This window comes from Paenibacillus favisporus, from assembly GCF_040545415.1.
In the GTDB taxonomy this organism is placed as follows: domain Bacteria; phylum Bacillota; class Bacilli; order Paenibacillales; family Paenibacillaceae; genus Paenibacillus_AQ; species Paenibacillus_AQ favisporus.
Genome location: NZ_JBEPLV010000004.1, coordinates 420,948 through 444,124, shown reverse-complemented (window position 1 = coordinate 444,124; position 23,177 = coordinate 420,948). Strand labels below are relative to the sequence as shown.

General features: G+C 52.8%; 16 protein-coding genes. All 16 read right to left on the bottom strand.

Translation table 11 applies throughout. The features are described 5' to 3' along the window. Nucleotides 1–166: 166 nt before the first annotated feature. Nucleotides 167–1,222: a glycoside hydrolase family 76 protein gene (locus ABID47_RS19830; RefSeq protein WP_354499292.1), complete on the bottom strand. Its 1,056-nt coding sequence runs from the start codon at nt 1,220–1,222 to the stop codon at nt 167–169. A gap of 53 nt (nt 1,223–1,275) precedes the next feature. Next, on the bottom strand, nt 1,276–2,262 hold the full coding sequence (locus ABID47_RS19825) for a carbohydrate ABC transporter permease (protein WP_145026946.1): 987 nt from the start codon (nt 2,260–2,262) through the stop codon (nt 1,276–1,278). A 27-nt stretch (nt 2,263–2,289) separates the two neighbouring features. Continuing rightward, nucleotides 2,290–3,159, bottom strand: a complete 870-nt coding sequence (locus tag ABID47_RS19820) for a carbohydrate ABC transporter permease (RefSeq protein WP_105445746.1) — start codon at nt 3,157–3,159, stop codon at nt 2,290–2,292. Next, the gene (locus ABID47_RS19815) at nt 3,156–5,405 is read right to left on the bottom strand and encodes a DUF5696 domain-containing protein (protein WP_354499290.1); all 2,250 of its coding nucleotides are present in this window, start codon (nt 5,403–5,405) and stop codon (nt 3,156–3,158) included. Before ABID47_RS19815 ends, ABID47_RS19820 begins: the two co-directional genes overlap by 4 nt. 10 nt (nt 5,406–5,415) lie before the next feature. After that, nucleotides 5,416–6,063 (bottom strand): Yip1 family protein, encoded by a 648-nt coding sequence (locus ABID47_RS19810; protein ID WP_076172755.1) that lies wholly within the window; start codon nt 6,061–6,063, stop codon nt 5,416–5,418. Further along, nucleotides 6,060–7,484, bottom strand: coding sequence for an NHL repeat-containing protein (locus tag ABID47_RS19805; protein WP_354499288.1), 1,425 nt, complete (start codon nt 7,482–7,484; stop codon nt 6,060–6,062). Before ABID47_RS19805 ends, ABID47_RS19810 begins: the two co-directional genes overlap by 4 nt. A 9-nt stretch (nt 7,485–7,493) precedes the next feature. After that, on the bottom strand, nt 7,494–8,351 hold the full coding sequence (locus ABID47_RS19800; protein WP_089550416.1) for a carbohydrate ABC transporter permease: 858 nt from the start codon (nt 8,349–8,351) through the stop codon (nt 7,494–7,496). 20 nt (nt 8,352–8,371) lie between these two features. Next, a complete protein-coding gene (locus ABID47_RS19795) occupies nt 8,372–9,322 on the bottom strand; it encodes a carbohydrate ABC transporter permease (RefSeq protein ID WP_076172753.1) in 951 nt (316 codons plus the stop codon). Nucleotides 9,323–9,342: 20 nt separating this feature from the next. After that, complete coding sequence (locus ABID47_RS19790; RefSeq protein WP_354499286.1) at nt 9,343–12,273, bottom strand: extracellular solute-binding protein; 2,931 nt, start codon at nt 12,271–12,273, stop codon at nt 9,343–9,345. Nucleotides 12,274–12,438: 165 nt separating this feature from the next. Further along, entirely contained in the window at nt 12,439–13,857 is a 1,419-nt protein-coding gene (locus tag ABID47_RS19785) for an ABC transporter substrate-binding protein (protein ID WP_145138616.1), read from the bottom strand. Between the two features lie 399 nt (nt 13,858–14,256). Then, nucleotides 14,257–15,669 carry an ABC transporter substrate-binding protein gene (locus tag ABID47_RS19780; protein WP_354499283.1) on the bottom strand — a complete coding sequence of 471 codons (1,413 nt, stop codon included), beginning with the start codon at nt 15,667–15,669 and terminating at the stop codon, nt 14,257–14,259. Between the two features lie 63 nt (nt 15,670–15,732). Further along, on the bottom strand, nt 15,733–17,538 hold the full coding sequence (locus ABID47_RS19775) for a cache domain-containing sensor histidine kinase (protein ID WP_354499281.1): 1,806 nt from the start codon (nt 17,536–17,538) through the stop codon (nt 15,733–15,735). Nucleotides 17,539–17,553: 15 nt separating this feature from the next. Then, entirely contained in the window at nt 17,554–19,263 is a 1,710-nt protein-coding gene (locus tag ABID47_RS19770) for a response regulator transcription factor (protein WP_354499279.1), read from the bottom strand. A 274-nt stretch (nt 19,264–19,537) separates the two neighbouring features. Then, a complete protein-coding gene (locus ABID47_RS19765; protein ID WP_435530646.1) occupies nt 19,538–20,830 on the bottom strand; it encodes a glycoside hydrolase family 125 protein in 1,293 nt (430 codons plus the stop codon). A gap of 202 nt (nt 20,831–21,032) precedes the next feature. Continuing rightward, complete coding sequence (locus ABID47_RS19760) at nt 21,033–22,214, bottom strand: GntR family transcriptional regulator (protein WP_251677994.1); 1,182 nt, start codon at nt 22,212–22,214, stop codon at nt 21,033–21,035. A 218-nt stretch (nt 22,215–22,432) separates the two neighbouring features. Then, nucleotides 22,433–23,176, bottom strand: a complete 744-nt coding sequence (locus tag ABID47_RS19755; RefSeq protein WP_089549184.1) for an ABC transporter permease — start codon at nt 23,174–23,176, stop codon at nt 22,433–22,435. Nucleotide 23,177: the final 1 nt, after the last annotated feature.

The following is a 23,177-nucleotide window of genomic DNA, read 5'->3' as shown; positions in this document are numbered from 1 at the left end:
ACGTTTTTATGTACATAAAATACCATACAAGCGCTTTCAACACAATCCTTTTTTTAGTAAGCGGGAAAACAAACCAAAAGACCGCCCACTTTACGTGAACGGTCCACTGAGCCCGCCTTCCATACCAACGATAAAGTTCTACTGATTAAAATATCGTTAAACATGCTTATTGTTTATTCTCATGATCGGCAAACCCCAGTTTCTCCAGCATCGCCATGCGCTCCAGCAGCTTCACACCGCTCAGCTGGGTGCTCAGGGATACCGGTTCTGCCGGCGCCTGCCTCCAGTCCGTACCGAACAGGCATGCGGCGCTTCGTCCGGCGTCCCACAGCGCGCCGGCATTTGCGGCTAGCATCGGGACGGCAAGCCGGGCCGCCTCCTCCGAGGCCAGGCTCAGCTCAGCCAGGTAGCGGACCAGGATGCCTTTGAACAGGCCGCCGTCCCCGCTTCCTTCGTCCGGGAACACGCCGTCATCCGCGGCAAGCTCCGCCTTGGCGGCCTCGGCCGTGCGCAGAGCATCCACGAGGAAGCCCGGCTCCCCGCTCACCCGCCACAGCTCCACGCCCGCACCGATAAAGACTCCCTGGCAATACGTGAACTTCCAGTCCTTATCAATGCTTCCGTCCCCGGTCCGGTTCATGCCGTCCCATACGAAGCCGGTGGCAGGATCGACCAGGGAGCGCTTCTGCCAATCGTAAATGTTGCGGGCCCACTCCAAATCCTCCGCGCTGCCAAAGCACCGGTACAGCCTTGCCGCGAGAATGGCGGCGGGCGCATTGGCCGGGGTGTTTTTGTAAGCCAGCTGGGATTTATGCCACGCGATGCCGCCTCCCATATGGTCGTTCCATCCGGTCTGGATGTCTTCCCACAGGATGTGGACGGTTTCCTTGTACTTCTCCTCGCCGGTCGCCTCATACGCGCGCAGCCAGGCGAGCGCCATCCATTCCATATCGTCGTACAGCTCATTCGGGTACACGCCGCCGTTCCGGCGCCGGATGCCGTCATGCAGCTCCGCGAGCGTCTCCCCGTACACCGCCTCGTCGGTGCGCAGCAGTCCGTCCACCAGCACGTCGGCGGCATGCGCCATCCACCAGTAATGAAAAATCGTGTTGCAATCGCCGTTCGGGCACGGCGTTTCAATATTAAACATCGAGATATCCGGGTTCCAATAATGCCGGCGCAGCGCTTCCTGCGCCGCATCCGCGCGTTCTGACCACAGCATGGCGACCTCTCTCCCCTTTCAACGGCACCCGAATGGAGTGCTGTTCATTCCACTTACTCAACCAGCCCGGAACGCTCCACGCCTTGAATGAAATACCGCTGCAGAAAGAGATAGACGACAAGCATCGGAATCAGCGCTAGGAATGTAGCGGCCATGACGACAGGCAGGCTGAACACTTCAAAGCTGCTGCCTGTCAATGTATCCAGAGATTGATAGAGCCGCGGAAGCATCATCGGCAAGGTAAACTTCTCCTCCGACGTCAGGAAGATCGACGGCTCGAAGAAGTCATTCCAGTGCCACACCAAGGACAGCAGGGTTGTTACGACGATCGCGGGCGGTGTAAGCGGGAGAATAATTTTCCAGTATACGCGGAAGCTTCCACAGCCATCCACCCTGGCCGCATCCTCCAGCTCCCACGGAAGCCCACGGAACAGCTGGCGGAAGATAAAGATGAACAAGGCACCCCTAAGCCCATTTGCAAAAAAGGAAGGTACGATCAGCGGCATCACGCTGTCCAGCCAGCCGATCGTCTTGTACTGCATATACAAAGGGACAATGATCGTTTGCGGCGGAATGATCATCGTGAACATGCACAGCACGAACAGGACTTCCCGCCCGGGAAACCTAATTCGCGAGAAACCATAGGCGACGAATGAGCAGGATAACACCTGGCCGATCACGCTCACTACGGAAATCAGGGCCGAGTTATTGAAATGCGTCCAAAACTGCAGCCCCTTCATGCCGTAGTAGAAGTTTTCCCACGCCAGACTCGTCGGAATCCACTTGATCGCGAAGTCGATCAGATCCACCGGATGCTTGAGCGAGGTCGTGATCATATAGATAAACGGATAGAGAAAAACAAAGGCCAAATCGATCAGAATTACATACACGAAAATGCGGTAAATGAGCGCGAACCAGCGGCTTTTGCTGCTGATCCGGCTGATGACGCTGTTATTTCTTAACGCTTTCGCCCGGTTAGCGATACTTTCGGGCTGCACAGCCACACGCTGCTTGGTCTTCGACATCGGAATCGGTTTCACGCTGCACCACCTCCTTGCTCCTCATTCTCATTTTTCACCTGTGTATACGACTAAGCGTCTGGTTGAAGCAAATACGATAATGAGCAGGAGGAAGATAAACAAGAAGTAGATCCAGCCCATACCGGACGCGTAGCCCATTTCGATCTTCGTAAAGGCCGTATCTTTGATATAGACCATCATCCTGTTGTTGATATCCGTAAAGGAATCCACGCATGTATAGACGAGATTAAGCAGGATGATCGGTGAGATCAGCGGCAGCGTGATTTTCCAGAACATCTCCCATTCGGTTGCCCCATCGCATCTTGCCGACTCATAGAGCGACGGAGAAATCCCCTGAAGTCCGGCTAAAAAGAGCAGGATCTGTACACCCGTCTTCCAGAAGATCACGGTAAGCCTGCTCAGCATATCAAAAACGATCTGCGAGAACGTCGGGCCCATATACAGAAATACTTCTTCCGGAACGCCGATGCCGTTCACCAGCGTGTCTTTGCCGACCCCTGCATAGAGCAGCTGCTGCATCGCAAGGCCGGAGCCGATCAAAACAGGCAGGAAAAATGCTGCCCGGAAGAAGGCGCGCCCGCGGATCTTATGATTCAGCAGGATCGCGATAAACAAAGAGAAGACCAGAATCAGCGGCGTATTGATGACGGCATCCTGCACCACTGAAATGAACAACGGAATAAACTGCGTATCCAGCACGAATGCTTTGTTGAAATTTCCCCAGCCGACAGGCTCCAGGTCGAAATTGCCGACGCCGACCACTTCATGAAAGGCCAGCCAAAGGGAGTAAATCAAGGGATACAGCATGAACAATGCGAACCCGATCGCCCATGGAGCGATATAAACATAGCCTGCCAGCATTTTTTTTCGTTCCAGACTCAACTTTTTCCCTGTCATGCTGATCCCCCCTTCGGCACCACGATGAAGTTTTTCTCCGGAACAACATGATGATCGACCGTCACCTCACCCGGCGTATAATTGACAATGACGCGAGTCCCGTCCTCATATACGACCTCATAGACATCATCCTGCAGCTTGCGGTGCTCCTTCATCGTCTGCGACCATACCGGCCTCAGCTTGTCGTTCATCTCTTTGTAGTATTGGACCGCTTGATCCACCCAGTTGCTGTAGGCCGAGCTGAACAAATCGCTGTAGATGGTGTCCTTCAAATCTTCAGAGTGGTTCATCGTTAATTGGTAGTACGGCATATAGCCGTATTCCACCATCTTTAGGTACTGCAGCTGTGGATCGTAAAATAAATTTTGCGGATCGCCCGAGTAAGGAATAATGCCATGCAGTGCCATTTGGTAGAACGGAATCGTTTCGTCGGTAAAGAAGAAGCCGCTGTCCTCCATCGGGATGCCGAACAGGCGGGAGGAATGCTTCAGGCTGTATCCATTGCCCCCAACCGAGGCCGCACCGCCGAACTGCAGGACCGATTTCTCCATCATTTCCATCCACTGCTTGGCTGTCCCCCCGCGTTTCAGCGGATAATCGTCGTTATAGTCGTAGTAGAGCTGACTGCCGATGCCGTCAAAGTTAATGCCGGTAATGTGCAGCTTGCGCAGCGGATTCAGCACTTTTTTCTGGAAATGCGCATTCTGTTTGCCTGCATTCAAGTAGAAGAGCTCGCTGTAACGGTCGGTCACGACAAAATGATTGGCTCCGACAACGACGTCCTTACGCGACGAGAACCCGTCGTTGCCCTTCCATGCCTCGACATAGTTGTCCTGCAGAAAAAGCTGGTAGTTCTTCTCCTTCGCATACTCGCTCAGCTTCGCAAGCCCGCTTGTGCCGCCCAGCTTACGGGAAGGCTTATATCCCGACGGATAACTCATGTAGCCTTCGCCCGTCCATCCGAGCAGGTTCGCCGAGATTGACTGAACGCCGCGTTGGCTGAGGTCCTCCATCATGTCCTGCGCCTCTGAGTAGGTCGTATTCTGAATGAAATGATCGATCAGAATCTGGTCCTTCTTAATGCCCATAAGCAGGTCAAGCCCGAAAGGAACCGCCTCCCCTTTTTTCACCTTCGGAACCACGCCTTGCTCGTCGAGCAAATACTCTCTATAGGCGGTCGCCATATGGCTGTAATCGGCTTCTTTGCCGCTAAAGAACACGTAGCGGATGGTATGATCCTCGCGGATCAGATCCTTTTCGGGCTTCTTCGTCAAATTGCCGTCTTTTTTAACCGCTTCATACTCGCGCCTGTAAACAAGCTCGGAAGATACACGGTTCAAATTAATGAGATAGCCGCTCGGCGAATAGAGGATATTCGCGTCGTATTCCCCCTGGGTGATGATCCCCATAAAGGAGTTATCGCCCACTTTCAAGCCGAAGATCGGCAGCATCGCGTTCTGTTCCCGTCCGAAAAAATTGAAGGTAATCGTATCCGCGCCGTAAACGCTCGCACGATAAGGATTCAAATAATTCGGGTGGTTCGTCTTAAAGTAAGACAGCGCACCCGGCCCGTCGGGATAGACCGCATAGCCTTTATCGTGATCCGATGCCGCTCCGAAGAAGGGAAGCGGAGCAACCGACATGAGCCAGTTGTCTTCCCCTTCCTGGATCGATTGGCCGGGTACGGTGACTTCAAGGGCGTTCCCCTTCAATTGGAAGCTCATATCGAAGCTGATTTTCAGCCTTGGCAGCTCGTAACGGACCGATATCCCGTTTTCCAGTGAGGTCGTCGTCATCTTCGGCTGCTCGAGGGCAAAGTTCGTCTCCTGCGTTTCCAGCGCAGGCAGATGGGGATCCGTGTAGGTCAGATGAAAAATGGACTGACTGCTAGCGGTCCACAGCTCATTCCCGTCCGTTTCGACATCCTGGAGCGGAACTGCCGATTCCCACCGGTACCCGTTGCTCTTGTCGATCACCGCGATGGCGGAATCGGATGAGCGGAACAGCAGCTCAAGCCGGTCGTTTTCGGCGATCTTCTCAAAATTGGTCGGCTTCTGCAGCTGTCCGCTCTCCTCTGGAGTCGGCATCTGCTCACTCTCAACGACCTGGTTCTTATTCGGCCGCATTTCCTCCTTGGCCCGTTCCATAGCTTTTTGCACGGAGGGTAACGCCAGGAGCACGAGCGCAGCAATGATGACGCTGACGGTTAAATAGTAGATCCATCGTTTGGCGAGTCTCGTTTTCATGGTACCCCCCTCAATTTTCCAGTAAGTATCTGACTTCTACGGCCACTTCACGCACAAATTGAAGAACGTGGTTCGTCAAAGCGAAGACAAGCCCTACCGTTCCCCAGAAAATAATAAAAGCAAAGATGGATAAAAGGAGGACGCCGACCGCCTTCTTAAAGGTATAGTCATTCAGCACCTTCAGTTGAATGAAGATGAGCAGGGCCACCCACAGCCATATGATCGAATTGATGCTGTTGTACAGCCCCAGTTCGCCCCTTGACATCACCAAGGAGACGGCAGCCAGCGGGATGGTAAATACGATATAGGGAATCAAGGCATAGGACATCGCGGTCAGCACTTGGCTGAAGTAGGCCTCGCCGTCCATAATCGCCGTAATTAAATAACAGGCAATAACGCCCGAGATCAGCGGCACGACGAAGCGGATGATTTCCAAATTTAAATTGGCATCCTTCGGCTGAAGCGACGTCATATGAAAGCTGGTCATATAGATCGAGATAATTCTGACGCTGATGGTCAGCAGGATTAGGACGAATGCCGAGATTAGATGCTTGTTTTTCTGCAGCTCCTCAAAACCGTCCACCGGATGGAACAGTATTGCTATGCCCAGCCGCAGTGACCGGAGACCCGACTGTTTGATATCCGCCGTTCTGATCAATAGCCATACCTCCTTATGACGGTATTCGTGACGCGGATCATGAATTTGACGATAAAGTAGATGGCGACCACGATGAGAACGACGGCCATAATGATCCAGCCCAAATACTCACGCAAAAGGCCATGCCGATACTCGGCGAAAGCCAGTGAATACCCTTCCTGGTCATTGCCCAGCTTAAATTCCCGCATCGCTTCCTTCCATCTCTCTTCCTTCATCAGCGCTTTCGCCACGCCGCGGTGGGCGAGCGGATAGTTCTCGTCGATCTTCAGCACTTCCTTCCAGGGCACCATCGCTTCCTGGTAACGCCCGTTGAAGTGCAGCTGGCTCGCTTGGTGAACCAATTCCGCGAAGCGTGTCGGCTGAAAAATTTGAATGTTATTGCGGTCCCGGTCCAGCACGTAGATTTTGCCCGCCTTATCGACGACGATGCTCGTCGGGTATTCGAAGCGCCCCTTCTCATCGCCTTGTCCGCCGAATACGGCAAGCAGATTGCCTTCCTGATCGTATTGATAGATCTTCCGTGACATTGCGTCGAGTGCGTTCACGACCCCGTATTGATCGACGGCCATATCGATGAAATAAGGGTTTTCCAGCGCCCCGCTTTCGATCGAGGCTTCGCCGAAAAATGCCTTCTTGTAGATGTTTTCACCCATGGCATTGAACTTCTTGAGCTGGTCTGCTTCGATCAGAACCGTCGGCGTATAAATAAATCCTTTACCGTCGATCGTGATATTTGAATTTTGCGGAGGAACCGCATTGTTCAGCTGCTCCCGCTGCTCCGGTGTTGCCAGTAACCGGATGAGCAGCTTCTTCCAGTCGAACGGAACGCGGTTGGCGCCGATATAGCCGCGGAACTGGTTCATCGCGTCGATCATCATGAAGCCGCTGTAGTCATTTTTATTGAGCGCATAGAGATAACCGCGCCGGTCCATGATGACTTTATCCGGGGCAAATTCCAAATCCTCGCTCAGTAAGGAAGACTCCGGCTTGACGAACTCTTCGATCAATTCACCTTTCGGAGACAGATGGATGATCCTGCCGCTGCCTGTGTCGGCTACGAACATATGACCGAGGCTATCGACATAGATACCGCTCGGACTGCTGAGCTCGACGCCTTGTTCTTTCCCGAAGATGCCCAGCACTTTCCCTTGGCCGTCCAATTTCACAATCCGGTTGTTATCCGTGTCGGCTACGTATAAGAGCCCCTTCTCGTCGATAAACAAGTCGTTTGGTTTATTCAAGCCGGGCTGGCCAACATCCATAATGATCGTGTCTACCGTATAGGTCAGGGGGATCGGCATCCGATGGCCATACATCGGATCAAGCGTATAGGACATTTGCGGGAGCGCATGGGCAGGCAAGCTGCAGATCAGAAACAGCAGACTGCCGAGTATACCCGCCGTTATTCGTTTGTACACCATATCCGCCCCCTATGATTTGATCCCGGAATGAACCATCGTATTCATAATCAGCTTCTGGAACAGCAGAAAGATGAGAATCGGAGGAAGCGTCATCAAGAACGTGCCGGCAGCCAGCGCACCTGTCCGCGCAACGACACCCGGTCCCCCGGCCAGCGTCTGGATCGCCAGCGGCAGCGTCTTCATCGATTCGCTTGTCGTAAACACGAGCGCCGAAAAGAAATCGTTCCAGTTCCCGATGAAAGAGAAAATAATCAACGTTGCCCAGGCCGGCTTGCTCACCGCCATAATCACCCTCCAGAAGATTTTCCAATCCGATGCGCCGTCGATATGCGCCGCCTCAATCAGGGCATCGGGAATTTGGTCGAAGAACTGTTTCATGAGGAAGATGTTGAAGGCCACGGCGATCTTCGGCAGAATTAACGCCCAATACGTATTGACCAAGCCTAAGCTCGATACGATCATATAGGTCGGAATCTGGGTCACCTGCGGCGAGAACATCAGGGCCGACAAAATAACGGAGAAGATGAAGCCCGCACCCGGCGGCTTGAACTTGGATAACACGTACGCTCCCAGGCAGCATACGACCAAGCTGGAGAGCACGACCGCAACGGAGACGAACAAGCTGTTAAAGATGTACCGCGAGAAAGGAACGACAGAGCTGTCCGTCGCGGTAAGCAGATCAAAAAAGCTGCGCAGGGTCGGCTTCTGCACGAAAAATCTCGGCGGGTAAAGGAACAGCTCGTCGAGCGGTTTGAAAGCCGTGGAAATCATATATACGATCGGCAAGGACGTAAATCCGACCAATGCGATCATAAACGCGTATAACAAACCCCTGTTGAAACGGGCGATAAATTTCGTAAAGCTCATCGTCACGTCCTTTAACCCCCTTATTGATCTTTGGACGATAGTAACCGCATCACGATGCGGCCTAAGCCGAACGTGACTACAAACAGGAAGACGGCGATTGCCGATGCATATCCCAGCTCGAACCGGATGAAGGCATAGTCGAACAGATGCGCAATAATCGTATGACCCGCATAGTTCGGGCTCGGCATACCGGAGATGGCCACGGCAATGTCGAACACCCCGAAAGCGCCGACGATGGCGTTGACTGCACCAAACAGCAGCTGCGGCTTCATCAGCGGCAGCGTAATGAACCACAATTCCTGAAACCGGCTGGAAATCCCGTCAATGGCGCCTGCTTCATACAGCTCTGGCGATACATTCTGCAGCCCCGCCAGGAACACCAGAAATCCCGTACCCATGCTCATCCACAAAGAAACGATGATGATGACCGGCATGATCGTATTCGGATCCGTATTCCAGAGAATCGGTTCGCTGATCATGCCCCAGTTGAGCAGCGCATTGTTCAACAACCCGTAGCGGTCTCCGGAGAATATGTACAGCCAGACGATTGATAAAGCGATTCCGCTTGTAATCGAAGGGACATAAAAGGCCAACGAAAAGATCATTTTGGCCTTCAGCGTATTGATCACCCACGCGAGCAAAAAGGATAAGCAATAGCTTAGCGGCCCGGCGATCACAGCGAAGATAAACGTGTTTTTTAGCGATGTGAGAAAGATGTCGTCTTCCAGAAACAAGACGCTGTAGTTGGATAAGCCTACCCATCTCGCCGGTTGGAGCATGTTGTAGTAGGTGAAGCTGAGATAGACCGACTGCACGACGGGAATGACAGTAAACACGATGAAGAGAATCAGGAACGGGCTGAGAAACAAATAACCGAGCGCAGCCCTCTTTCTCGCGTGAGTCAATTTGAATCGACGTGCCTTCTGCGGTGCCAGCTGGAGCGGCCCTTTAACTTCCACGCTGCTTTGCATACTGCTCCTCCTTCCGCGCCTTAGTCTTTCGGCGTGAATCCGAATTCCTTCTGCTTGGCGTTAAGCTCTTTGTTAATATCCTTGATGCCCTTCTCCAGCGACTCCCTGATATTCATGCCGCCAAGAACGACGCGGTTCCAGGCGTTATCGATGTTCCGCCCCGTGAAGTATCCGCCGAGCACGTACGGCTGCTCTTTGTAGTACTTCCATTGGTCCTTCAATGCCTTGAGGTCGTCCTCCGGCCATGGCAGCTGCGATAAAGCGTCTATATTCGCCGTATTCCAGCGGGCCTCGACGCCGAGCAGCGCCTCCAGCTCTTGGCCGAACTGCAGCTGAACCTCTGTACTCGTCCACCATTTCAGGAACTCCCAGGATTCCTGCTGGTGCTCCGATTGCTTGAAGATCGCAACGGACTGTACCGCTCCACCGGTCGTGCGGTCAATCGATCCATCGGCCTTCTGATGGCCGGGAGACGGAGCGACGCCCCAGCGTCCGATCAGCTCCGGCGCTGCGGTAGAGAGCTGTACATACGTGAGATAATCCGCGATCCCGATCGGCATTTCCCCGGTACGGAACCTGTTGAAGAAGTTGGCCATGACCGGGAACTTGTAATTGGTATACAGCTCCGTCCATTCCGTGAAGGCCTGGAAGGCTTCCGGTGAATCCAGCGCCGACTTTGTTCCGTTCTCCTTGTAATAGTCGCCGCCATTCTGGTAGAGAAACGGCATGAAGCCCAGCTGCGTAATCGGATAATACATCTGCATCCCGTTCTGCTGCAGAATCGGAAGCAGGGCATAGACCTCATCCCATGTCTTCGGGATGCTGACGCCCAGCTCGTTCAAGATATCCTTCCGGAAGACCAGCAAGTTGAAATCCTGCGTTTCCGGAAGCGCATAGTTCCCCCCATTGTATTTAAAAGGAATGAGCGATCCCACAAGGAACCGTTTACTGACTTGTTCATAATCAGGAAACTGCGTTAAATCGACGGAAGCGTCCCGGATCGCAAATTCGACGGGCAGATGCGCATCGACGCCTGTTGCGACATCCGGCGCTCTGCCGGAGCTTGCCGCGAGCAGCAGCGTGTTGACGGAACCCGAGTTCAATTGGCCGGCCGGGAGCGTATTGATGTTGATGCGTATGCCGGTTTTGGGCGTGAAGTCTTCCTCCGCCATTTCCTTCATAATTTCCGCCCACTCTTTGCCACGGGATACCCAAACCTCGATAACCGGACCCTCTTCCTCCCCCGTTTCGTTGTCGTAGACGCTGCCTACGCCCGTATAGTCCTTCGTAAAGGAAGCCATGAAGTTTTTGAACGTGCTGACCGATTTTTGCAGAACGTTGGATTTTACCTTCGGATATTTCGTATCCGGGGCGCTGATCAGGATGTAATCCAGAACAAGCGGCACATTCTGGAGATCCATCAGCAGCGTGCTGAGGTTCGTTTGGCTGTTGCTGAGCTCCGATAATTGTCTTGGAATCGAATCGGGGTTGCGGATCATTTTCTCGAACGTGTGGTTCATCATCCGCAGACTGTTCACCGTGCTCGGCTCTACATCCGACAGAGCCTTGAGCGCATCCATCTGAACGAGCAGATCGTCCGCGATAACCTTCAAGTCCTCAATCAGCTTCGGCACCTTCTTGTTCAGCTCGTATTCGAAGTTCGGATCCGGCGTCGGTCCCGTGATCATAATAATGCGCCTGTACAGATCAGAGAGCTTCTGGGTATCGGCCGTCAAAGCCTCCATAATCGGTTGATACGGCCCGACCTGGGCGGTCATCGTCAGCGTATGCTCGCCTTTCGTTAAGTACACGAGCAGGGGTTCGTCTTTGCCTGTTTGTTCATTGTCCTTATGCAGCGTTTCGATCCGCCAGTTGCGCGAGTAGGTAAAAGGGTAGAGCTCCATTTCCTTGAACGGAACTTTTCCATCTATAAGAATTTGACGATAGGACGGCAGCCCATCGCCCCACCATTGTCCAAATTTCAGCCCAATCTTATACAACCCGTCCTGCGGAACCGAGAACGCCCACGATGCCTTCTGACCGCCCTTCCTCCAGCGCCAGTCGCCAAATGCGTTCAGCCGAATTCGCCCATCGCCTGCCGGCTCCATTAACGGATCGCCATTCGATTCTCTGCGGATCGTCGGATCGGATTTCGTCGGATTGTTCTCCGCCTGCACTTTCACATTGATCTGCTGGGCGGGCTTATAGCCTTGCGCGGTGTAGGCCTGCTTCACTTCGGCATAACTGGGTAGCTGCTCCGGTGACGTGATCCGGATCTCGTCGATGGCCATCGGTTCGAGCAAATAATTCATCCGAATGACATGCTTGCCTGCGGTCATATAAAATTGGAAGGGTTCCGGGTACAGACCATTCCCGTCCGAAACCGGAAGGTCCATCCACTGCGGCTTCTCGATTTGCTTGGGTCTGACGTCGTCTCCCTGGTTGTTTTGGGCCGGATCGCCCCGGTCGACCCAGCTGCGGTAGAAATAGATACGCTGCGCCTCGCGAAACGGGCTTTCTCCGTCAATAAGCAGTTCCCGCTGAATCGGCATTCTTTTTCCCGGCATCGGATAATAACTTAGGGCCAGGTTGTAAAGACCGTCATGCGGGATATCTACCGACCATTCGATCCACGTTGTCTTGCTGTCCCACACAAGAGCGGAAAGGCCGTCTACCGTTTCCAAGACCGGCTTCGTGCCTCCAAACGCCGAATGCTGATCGGCTTTCATCACGATGTCCGCCTGATCGGCAGGCGGATAGCCCTCTTTCTTATATCCGGCCAGCGTAGTCGCATAAGTCGGCTCCAAAATACTGTTCATGGCTAATTGGTCATTCGCCAGCGGAACGCCTTGATTCTGATTCCGGTCCCGTAAACGTTCGTTGTCGGCATAAGAATGAAAGCTCTCACCGAAGGTCAGCGAAAAGACAAGAAAAGTGATCGATATAAGCATGACTCTCTTCCACTTTAGTGCATCATTCCAACGCCATTTCAAGCACCGTCACCTCTTTGTCGTTCAATTCATCAGGATGTCCCTTAAGCGGTTCTCTTCCTTCTGATGAAGAAAGGGGACAGGCGATTCAGCCGCCCCCCTCCTTATGAAACCGGTCCACCTTGATTATTTCGATTCCAGTTTTTTGAGCTCGTTATCGACGTTCTTCTTGACTTCGTCCAGCAGCTTCTTCGGCTCGCCCTTTCCGTTCAAGGCCAAATCCTGAACACGGAAGGTTTCATCCCACAGCTTCTGGCCAACAGGCGTAACAGGGCGGTAATGCGCCACAGGCATTAAATCGACGAATACCTTCAGCTTCGGATTCTCGGTGATTTTAATCTCTTCGTTGACCTTCGGCATCGTCGTAATATCGTTGCCCGCATCCGCCCGCTTGGCCCAGAGCAGCGTGCCCTTATAGCCGCCGATAAACTTGAGGAGCTCCCATGCTTCTTCCGGATGCTTGGCTCCCTTCGGCATCACCCAGGAATGGCCGCCTGCCCATGTCGTTTGAGGATAGCCTTCCGCGGAAGGCATCGGGGCGACGCCCCACTCGAAGGTAGGCTTCACCTTCGCATTGCTGGTCAAATCGTTCAGCACCCAGTTGCCGTCCACGACGAATCCAACTTTGCCGGTCCAGAACGAATTAATGCCGGTTTTGCCCATAACATCGTTGAACTTGTTGATTTTGGACATATCGTATTTTTTGGCGTAGCTGACCATCCATTCAAGCGCTTTCACAATTTGCGGGTGGTTTGGCGTCAATTCCTCGCCATTGGTCCATTCTCCGCCGAAGTTCCAGCTTTGTGTGTATAAGTAGGTTTGATTTGCCCAGGGAATAAAGCCGACCTGCTCATAGCCGCTGCCGTTGCTTGTTTTCTTGAACATTTTTTCCGCCATCGCGTCCAATTCCGCAATCGTAACCGGCGGCTTCTCCGGATCGAGCCCCGCTTCCTTCATAAGCGTTTTATTATAATAAAGCGCCCGGTTATCTGTGGTGAACGGCATTGCATAGAGCTGGTCCTTGTAATTCGCTTCCGCCCAGACGCCCGGATAATAATCGTCGGCGCGTACTTCGTCTCCGGCATCGACGAACGGCTGCAGGCTTTCCAGCGATCCCTTCGCGGCCCATTGCCCTACCATGAAGCGGTCTAGCACCGCTACGTCCGGAGGCGTGCCGCCGGCAATCAGCGTCGTCAGCTTATCCGTGCCCCCTTGATCGATGATGTATTTCACCTTGATATTCGGGTGCTCTTTCTCAAATTCGCTGATGACAATTTTCGTGTAGTCCGTCTGGAATTTGCCTCCCCAACCCCAGAGCTCAAGCGTTACCTTTTCACCGCTGCCTTTACCCGTATCGGTATTTTTCTTGGCGGTATCGGTCTGTTGATTCGTACTGTCCGTTCCCTTTGTATCCTTGGCTCCATTCTCTCCGCTGGACCCGCCCGAGCCCCCGCAGCCTGTTAATACGAAACATACCGATAATGCGGTAACCAGATACTTGAGCATCGCTCTTCTCAAATGAGTGGCGCCCTTCTTTTTCCTCACTTACATGCCTCCTTTTTGCATATATAAGTTGAAATATTGAACTAGGGATGGGGCCAAGTACGTAAAATGTCCCTACGATCCCTCTTGTTTTCGGATTTCTTGATTTGTTTGAACCCATGTGAGGTAGAAATCCGAAAGCCAAATGTGACCGCTTCGCTTCTTCGGAATCATTTTACTCCCTTGCCTGCATCCTATTCTTTAGTTCATCTTATATAGGTTTTAAATGGTACTAATGAAGTTAATTCCTCTTTAGTGTAAACGCTTTTATGGGAGGGGATAATGAGACTGGTTTTGTATTTCGTGTGCTATCTTTACTTTCTTGGAAGGGGAACCATCGGCTTCGCATTTCAATCCGGGGCAAGAAAAAAAGAGTGCCTGTCAAAAGCATGACAGACACTCTTACGGCTGCTCATCGCGGCCTTGGGGATGCTCCATTTTGCTGTTCCCGTACCCCATGACCTTAGCCAATTCAGCATCGACGTTCTTCTTCATTTCATTCAAGAGCTCTCCCGGTTCCCCCTGCAGATTCATCGCCAGCGTTTGTACGCGGAGCATTTCATCCCACATGTATCCGCCCACAGGTGTGACGGGCCTGATGTGGGCATTCCCAAGCAGCTCTGTAAACACCTTCATCGGTTCCTTCTGATCCAAGCCGAGCTTGGCATTCACTTCCGGAATGCACATCAGATCATTCCTGCCGCCCTCGCGGCTGGCCCACAGGAGCGAGCCTTCCCTGCCCGCTACGTACTTCATAAACCTCCAAGCTTCCTCTTTATTTTTCGCCCCTTTGGGCATGACGAACGACCACCCCCCTGACCATGTGACCGGCCGGCTGCCATCGATTGTAGGCATCGGCGCCACCCCCCACTCGAAATCCAAATCTTCCATCTCATTAAGAAGCCAGTTGCCTTCATAGACAAATCCGACTTTGCCGGACAAAAAGGAGTTTCTTCCGGTTTGTCTCATCATCTCCGAAAATTTCAACAGTTTCTTTACATCGTACTTCTCGGCGTAGCCCTGCACCCATTCCAGCGCTTTAACGTTCCGCGGATCGTTCGGCGTCAGCTTCCCGCTTCGCCCCCATTCGCCGCCAAAGTTCCATCCATGCGTATACAAGAAGCCCTGACCCATCCATGGGACGAATCCGACTTGCTCATATGCGCCGTCCCCGTTCGTTTTGAACATCCGCTCTGCCATGGCATCCAGGCCGGCAATGGTTCTCGGGGGATGGTCAGGATCAAAACCCGCCTGCTTCATCATCGTTTTGTTATAATACATGGCGCGGCTGTCCATATTCCAGGGGAGGGCGTACGTTTTGCCGTCGTATTGGGATTCGGCCCACACGCTTTTATAATAAATACTCGCCATATCTTCACGATTCGCATAAGCCGAAATGTCTTCAATAGAGCCCATCGCCGCCCATTCGCCTACAATAAACCGGTCGATCATCGCGACATCCGGCGCCTTCCCTCCGGCAATCGCCGTCAACAGCTTATCTGAGCCCTGCGAATTATCCGAGTTCTCAATGAAGGTCATTTCAACCTTGATATCTGGGTTTGCCTCTTCGAACGGCTTCACGACCGTATCGTAGAATTCGTCCTGAAATCCTCCGACCCACGAATACCAGAAGCTTATCGTTACAGGGCCGTTATGCTTAATCGAGCTGCTCGCAGCATCTTTTCCTAATAATTCCGAATTGACGTTGAATGTCGCTCCCTTGCTGACATAAGCGTTCCATACCATGATTACGGTGGCCAGGAGTACAAGTATGAAAAGAACAGGCATCTTTCGACGAGTCAAGAACACTTTCATCGTTACCTCCACTTTTAACTTTCTCTTGTAATCATCTACGCACGCTGTCCTATGAAACTCGTTTCAACTGACTTGCTGGGCAGGGCTTCGCTTCGTGAGCGGGATCGTCATGGTTACTTTCGTCCCTTCCCCCAAGCTGCTCTCCATCTCGATCCCGTACTGGGCGCCATATGCGATTTTTATTTGTGAATTAATATTTCTCAGCGCAAAGCTGCTTTCCTCCGCAGGCTGTTCTCCGCCCAGAATGTGCTTCAATTCAGCCAGCTTATCCGGCGCAATTCCCGCACCGTCGTCCGTAACGACGAATTTCAGGCAGTTGCCTTCCCGGGTAAAGGCGATATCCAGCCGGCCCTTGCCTGATTTTCGCTCCAGCCCGTGATAAATCGCATTCTCTACGATCGGCTGAAAAATAAACTTGAGCACTCTATAATCCATCAGCGATTCGTCCGCTTGCACATAGAGCGTAAACTTGTCCTTGTACCGAACCTTCTGGATCATGATATAGCTCTCGATCAAATGTACGACCTGGCTGACCGGTACTTCATCCCTTCCCTCGCTCAGACTGATCCGCAAATACTTCGACAGTCCGAAGATCATCGTGCTAATGTCGTCAACTTTATGTATGCGGGCAATCCAGTGGACGGAATCGAGCGTATTGTACAGAAAATGAGCGTTAATTTGAGATCCCAGCATTTTCAGCTGAAGATCCCGTTCCAGCAGCTTCTGCACATACAGTTCGTTGATTAATTCTTTGATATGGGCTACCATCTGGTTAAAATGGGTGAACAAATAGCCGAATTCGTCCACTCGTTTATCGACAATCCGGATGTTGAAATCGCCGTCCCTGGCTCGGCGCATCGCATGCGTCATCTTATGAAGCGGCCGGTGAACGGCAGAAGCGATAATGATCGCGAGCAGGATACCGATGCAGGAAAATACAATGCCCAGCGACAGCATATACCAACGAATATCCATCGCTTCCTTCATCAAATCATTGCTGCGCAGCATGCCGACGAGCCTCCAGTGGTTCGTCTCCAGTTGACTGTAGACGACCAGCATCTCTTGCCCGTCTATAGAGTAGCTTAGCGTTCCCTGACGCTCTTCCTTGAACGGAATGTCCAGTTTGCTGGACAAGAGAATTCCACCCTTATCCCCTTTGATCTGGCCGGTATCGTCCATCATGACGTTGATTCCCGACCCGTCATAATCGATTTCCGCCAAAATTTCCCGGACCTCCGCCGGATCGACTTCATACAGCACGACGCCGATAATTTCTCCGCGGCCTTTCATATTTTTCTGGGCACGGCCAAAGGTAAAAACAGGCTCGGAGCTCGGACCTTTTATTAATGAAGGCATGATGCCGAAATAGACGAGCCTGCCGTCAGCCTGACGGATTTGTTGATACCAGGCCTCCGTGAAATATTCATAGGGGTAAGAATTGTAGACCGGAAAGGATTCTTTGGGTGAATAGCGGTAGGAGTAGCCCCTCTCGCTGAGCAGATAAATATTATTCATATCATTCCTGGAGTTTACCAGGTTCGATAGAAAGGCCGTATTCGCGTTATTCGTCTGAATCCTTTCCTTCTCGTCCATAAAATCTCCCATGAGCTGCTTCTGAATATCCTTATTGCCGACGACAAGAAGGGAACGGTCCTCGTATCCCTCCAGAAGGATATCGATCCGCTTGCTCATCTGCTGAACATTCTGAAGCGCCATGCCTCCGATTTTGTTCTCCATCATCTGAGCGGATTTATCATAGGACAGATATCCCATAACGGTAATAATGACGATCATGCTGGCTACATAGAATCCGAACACCTTCATTCCGACCGAATTGAACTTGATTCTATCGATGAACTGCAGTCTCATGAGGTCCCTCTCTTCTTATGCCCCGTAATTACGGTATTGAGCGGGCGTCATGCCTTCCCATTCCTTAAAGGTTTTGACGAAATGCCGAAAATCCCGATATCCGACCCGGTCTGCGACTTCATATACCTTTAGAGGGGTCTGTTCAAGTAATTCTTTCGCCTTCGTGATTCGGATTCGAATGAGATAGCGGCTGAGCGTTTCGCCAACCTCTTCGTGAAACACTCTGCTGAAGTAAGAAGGATTCATGTAAATCTTTTCGGCCACGTTATGAAGGCTGATGCCAAGGTGGTAGTTATCATGGATATAACGCAGCGCCGTTTCTATCGTTCGCTTATGCGCAATTGAGGGTACATGAGTATCCTTTATGAGGAAGGTGTCCATGATCATGGCCTTCCAATCGCCAATTGAACACCTGTAGAGCTGAAGCTTGCGTTGATGCGTAATGGTGGAAGCCTTGGAATGATCCTTTGCCTGGAGCAGCTCCTGCCACTTGGACAAAAGGATGCTGATGTGCATATTCATTTCATACCGCACGGCAATGGCCGGCGTCTGCTTGATGAGCTCTTGTAGCAGCCCGGTTTGTACATCGAGCAGTTCGGACAATCTGCCCGCATCCATCAGCTTCATGGCATGCAGAATCCGATTCGACAATGCCGAGTCAAGGGAGTCCGCTTTGTGATCCGTGAGCAGAACGTCCGCCGCCAATTGCCCCATGCATGCCGCCATGCGGTAGTCCAGCTGCTCAGCCGGGCGTTGCTTGGATCCATGACCTGCTGAACTGCCGTCCATCGGGGCAGTGTGGACCTGCCCGGGTCCGCGAACCAAATAATTCATACTTATGGTAAGCGCTTCCCTAAAAGAGGATGCAAGCTGCGTCCGCTCTCTTAAGCCGCTGATCCCTATGCTGATTCGAACGCCTAACACTTGAAGCGCATCTTCAATAACACCATCCATATAGCGGTACAAGTCATCGACGCCGAGAGAGGTATCGGGCTCACATAGCGAAGCAATCAGCGCAATGTCCGCAAAATCATTCCCTTGTAAAGGACAAGCCAAGCACCGGATGTCCTTTTGAGACAGGACTTCTTCCACCAAATTCCCGAGTGCGTACCTCATGAGCGAGCATCCGCTTTCGTCCATCTCCCGGTCTCCCCACTCGTGGACGACCATCGCCATAACGATCAGCCGTTTCGGATCGAGGTTGATATGAAGGGCTTCCCATGCGGATTGCATCTCTCGCTCTGTCAAAGATCGGGTTAAACACATCTCCAGGTGCTTCTGTCTGGCGAGCGGCAGGCTTTCCCTGATGCGGCCCGACAATTCCTGCAGGCGAGAGTTCAGCTCCTGCTTCTGTTTAATTTCGCTGATGCAGCGTTCAATGATTTCAAGCAAAATCGGTTCTTCAACTGGTTTGAGAATATAGTCAAACGCTCCTAGCTTGACCGCCTTCTGCGCATACGCAAAGTCGCTGAAGCCGCTAATAAAAATAACCTTTGTATCGATTCCGCGCTTTTTGATTTCTTCCATTAAATCCATACCGTCCATCGTGGGCATCTTGATATCCGAAATGATAATTTCCGGAACATGGGCTTCGATTAATTCCAACGCCTTGCAACCATCCTCGGCGTCACCGATAAATTGGATTCCGTGTGAGCTCCAATCAATGGTCCTTTTCAAGCCTTCCCGAATCCAGTGCTCGTCATCGACTACCATGAGTTTTATCACTGTGTATGCCCTCCTTTTCGATCAGCCCAACACAAACCAGGCTGTGTTACACCAATATTACAGAAGCAGCAAAAGTAATATAATGTTTTTATCTTTGGATTAAGTGTAATATTTTTACTTCACTCTGTCTCCTCACATATGCAACAAGCTCTTGGCCGCCGCCAAGGCGATGAAACAAAAATTCCCCCTACGGAAGTAGGAGGAAAGTAATATCGAGGTGCAGGAAAGCCTTCGTCCAACTCCGCACTTTATTAGATATCTGGGATTATCTCTCTTACCGCATCACGCGGATGCCGCAGTAATCCATCAGCAGTTCGCAGAACATCATGTTTGCCCACGAGAACCAAGGTCTCGTATACTCCGCCGGGTCATCGGCTTTAAAGCTTTCGTGCATCAGCCCGGTTCCCGCATCCGTTCGGCTCATCACCTGGAGCAGGCGCAGCTTCTCCTCACGGCTGTCCGCGGTCAGCCCTTGCATCGCCAGGGCGATATGCCAAATGTAGCCCTGCGGCGTATGCGGGCTGCCGATGCCCTCAGCCGCAGTTCCTTCATAATAATAAGGATTGTTCCGGCTCAAAATAAACCGCCGTGTATTCTGGTACACCTCATCCGACGCATCCCGGTAACCGAGATACGGAATCGACAGCAGGCTCGGCACGTTGGCGTCGTCCATCAGATTGTGATGGCCCAAGCCATCGGTTTCGTAGGCGTAGATCGGGCCGAATTCCGGATGCTGTACGATGCCGTGCTTCCGGATGCCCTGCTCGATCTCCTGGGCAAGCTTGGCGGCCCTGCCCTGCAGTTCTTCATCCTGCAGCACCTCTCCGGCGACTTCCTGCAAATAGCCGAGCACCACGACGGCGAACATATTGGAAGGAACCAGATAGCCGTATTCGCACGCATCGTCGCTCGGCCGGAATCCGGACCAGGTCATGCCCGTATAGGCCGTCTCTGCGCCTTTGCCGTCCCGCACCAGCGTATCGCTCGGCACGCAGTCCTTCCGCTGGAACCGGTAAGGCGACCGCTCTTCATGGCGCTGCTCCACCGTCCACAAATCCAGGATGGCCTCCGCAGCTTGACGGAAGCTGCCTTGGAATTGCGAGGTTCTGCCCGTGTTCTTCCAGAGCAGGTAGCTGAGCTGAAGCGGATAGCAGAGCGAATCGATTTCGTATTTGCGTTCCCATATCCAGGGGGTCATCTCCGTCTCGTCCGCCTGGTGTCCTCGCCCGTTGGCTTCCTCGTTGAAGGCGTTTGCATAAGGGTCCAGCAAAATCGAATCCAGCTGCCGCCGCACCAAGCCTTCGATCATGTCCGCAGCTTCCGGATCCTCCTTCGCCAGCACCAGAAACGGCCGCACCTGCGCGGCCGAGTCGCGCAACCACATGGCCGGAATATCGCCGGTGATGACGAAAGTCGTTCCGTCCTCCATCCGTTTCAGCGTCGTCCCCCAAGTATTCCGTATCGCATTTTGAAAAATGTCCAGCAAACGCGTCTCTCCGGCCAGCTGTTCCGACATTCTCCCGGCCAACCGTTCCAAAGTAACAGGCTCCGTACCCAGTGATTTCATGCGCTCTCCTCCTTGGTTATGGCATCATAAGCGTCGAAAGTTAATGAATATATCAGCTATGCTACCGTATGAATACACAAAAATTATATTTGTTGGTAAGTTAACATGTCAATATACTTTTTATAACATTTTATCGTTAAATATTATATTATTTAAAAGAAAAACGGCATTCCCGCTGAGGCCTGCCGCTTTGGTTCCAACTCTATTCGTGTTTCATGGCAAGCCCGCCGTTCCGGACAGGTCCCGCCGACAAGCCTTCGACGAGCTCGGCATCCAGCAGGATTTTACCGGGAACGCTCTCGCCATTTCGCAATTTAAGCACGTTTTCAAAGGCGAGCCTCCCCATCTCATTCTGCTTCTGCCGCATATGGGTGAACAAGGAGCCTGCAGCGTCATCCGGACTGTCAAAGCATACAATCGACAGGTCTTCCGGCACACGGATCCCCGACTCCAGCGCCGCCTCATAAGCAAGTCTGGCTATGTTGTATTCCATGGCGAACAGAGCAGTAATCTCCGGATGGGCCGCGAGATGGCGCTTGATATGTTCCTTCTCCTTCTTCTTGTTCTCCGGTACAAAGGCAGCCGGCAGCGTCGCCGTAATGTTCTCCATCCACAGGCTCCGGTCGGCGGCAATGCCGCTTTCCGCATGGGCCTGGATAAACCCTTCGATCCGCTCCTCGATGGCGGTCGTATCCCGGGGCGGGGTGGTCATAAGGCCGATATGGGTATGCCCGAGTCCGAACAGGTAATGGATTAGCTGCTTGGACGCCGATACGTTGTCTGTACTGATGGAGCTGGCGGAGACGCCTTTCAGGTGCCGGTCCAGCAGCACGAATGGATACTCACTGATGACCAGCTTCAAAATTTCGGCATTGAAGTATTCGCCTTGCGCCGGGAAAATAATGAGCCCGTCCACCCCGATCTCCAGAAGGCCCTGAATGGCTTCCTGCTCTCTGGCGGTCTCTCCCAGCGACCTGCGGAGAATCAAATAGCTGTCATGCTCGCGGGATGCTTCCTCCATGCCGAAGACGAGGTCCGTTCCATAGCTGTCCCCAAAGTCGGTCATGACCAGTCCGATCAGCAGCTTGCCGCTCTCCCGGCGCCGCTTGGACGCTGCCCCCGCACGGGACGGCGGTGTTCCTCCCCCGCTTTCATAATCCTCGGCCACAAAGGAGCCTCTTCCCGGCTGGCGGACAATGTATCCCTCCTGCGTAAGCATCTCCAGCGCCTTCTTGCTGGTGATCCGGCTGACGCTGTAGGCTTCGCCCAGCTCCTTTTCCGATGGGATCCGCTCCCCCGGCATATATTTTCCGGCTACGATCTGATCGCGCAGTTCTTCAAAGATTTGTTCGTACATCGGCTTCGACGACGATTCATGCGACACGTTGCAACCTCCTCTGTCTCTGGGTCCACAAGTTCAGCTCCGCTGAACCATTCTACAATCATTAAATAATATATCATGTTATATTCGCTTTGTGAATAGCCGCCGGACTGGAAGTCCCGTTGAACGGCATCTTCGCCCTGCACCAGCACAAAAAAAGAGCGCCCCCAGCGGGGACGCCCTTATGATGCTTTACCCTTATTTTCAGCAGCCCAAACCTTCTATACTTCCTTCATCCGGAAGTAGATCCACCCGATCAGGAAAAAGACTACAAAGCTGCCGACGACTGTAATCATCAGACTTTCAAACGGCAGGTTCAGCGCCCCGAATCCGCCTCCCTCCATCGTGCCTGCCGGCAGGGTTGCCAGAAACGGCTGCGCCCAGGGATAGTAAGGACCATAGGTAGCCGAGTTCACCACCAGCATATTCGGGATGGTGAACATCACGTTCAGCGCCAGCGGAGCCGCGAAGCTGCTCCACATAAGCGAGGCGGCCAGCTGCAGCGCCGCGAGCGGCAGGCAGGCGACCCAGCCGCCCAGCAGGCTGCGGCCGATCTCCGTCCACGGAATCGGACCGGGCAGGCCCTTCACCGCGCCGACCAGCAGCAGTGCGCCGAGAAAGAGCACCTGCATGATCAGCAGCAGAGCGATAATGACCGTATACTTTGCCAGGAACACCCCGGACCGGGTCACCGGCAGCACCAGCAGCTGCTTCCACCCGCCCCCTTGATGCTCGTAGCGGCAGATGAAGGCGGCGAAGATTCCCGACATGATCGGCATGAACAGCAGCGCATGCAGCATGCTCAAGGCGCCGAGCAGCACCAGCCATGGCTGCTGCCGGCTGTCGACGTCCGACAGCAGCCCGACCAGGACGGAGACGAGCGGACTGACCAGGATAAGCAGCACGATCAGAGAGCGGGACATCTTCAGCCGTTCGGCGGATAACACCCGAAAGTAACTCAGCATC

What these genes read in the sequence shown, in the direction of transcription:
- ABID47_RS19780 (WP_354499283.1), bottom strand. Translation starts at nt 15,669, where the DNA reads ATGAAAGTGTTCTTGACTCGTCGAAAGATGCCTGTTCTTTTCATACTT.
- ABID47_RS19830 (WP_354499292.1), bottom strand. Translation starts at nt 1,222, where the DNA reads ATGCTGTGGTCAGAACGCGCGGATGCGGCGCAGGAAGCGCTGCGCCGG.
- ABID47_RS19815 (WP_354499290.1), bottom strand. Translation starts at nt 5,405, where the DNA reads ATGAAAACGAGACTCGCCAAACGATGGATCTACTATTTAACCGTCAGC.
- ABID47_RS19790 (WP_354499286.1), bottom strand. Translation starts at nt 12,273, where the DNA reads ATGCTTATATCGATCACTTTTCTTGTCTTTTCGCTGACCTTCGGTGAG.
- ABID47_RS19805 (WP_354499288.1), bottom strand. Translation starts at nt 7,484, where the DNA reads ATGGTGTACAAACGAATAACGGCGGGTATACTCGGCAGTCTGCTGTTT.
- ABID47_RS19820 (WP_105445746.1), bottom strand. Translation starts at nt 3,159, where the DNA reads ATGACAGGGAAAAAGTTGAGTCTGGAACGAAAAAAAATGCTGGCAGGC.
- ABID47_RS19795 (WP_076172753.1), bottom strand. Translation starts at nt 9,322, where the DNA reads ATGCAAAGCAGCGTGGAAGTTAAAGGGCCGCTCCAGCTGGCACCGCAG.
- ABID47_RS19775 (WP_354499281.1), bottom strand. Translation starts at nt 17,538, where the DNA reads ATGAGACTGCAGTTCATCGATAGAATCAAGTTCAATTCGGTCGGAATG.
- ABID47_RS19800 (WP_089550416.1), bottom strand. Translation starts at nt 8,351, where the DNA reads ATGAGCTTTACGAAATTTATCGCCCGTTTCAACAGGGGTTTGTTATAC.
- ABID47_RS19765 (WP_435530646.1), bottom strand. Translation starts at nt 20,830, where the DNA reads ATGAAATCACTGGGTACGGAGCCTGTTACTTTGGAACGGTTGGCCGGG.
- ABID47_RS19755 (WP_089549184.1), bottom strand. Translation starts at nt 23,176, where the DNA reads ATGCTGAGTTACTTTCGGGTGTTATCCGCCGAACGGCTGAAGATGTCC.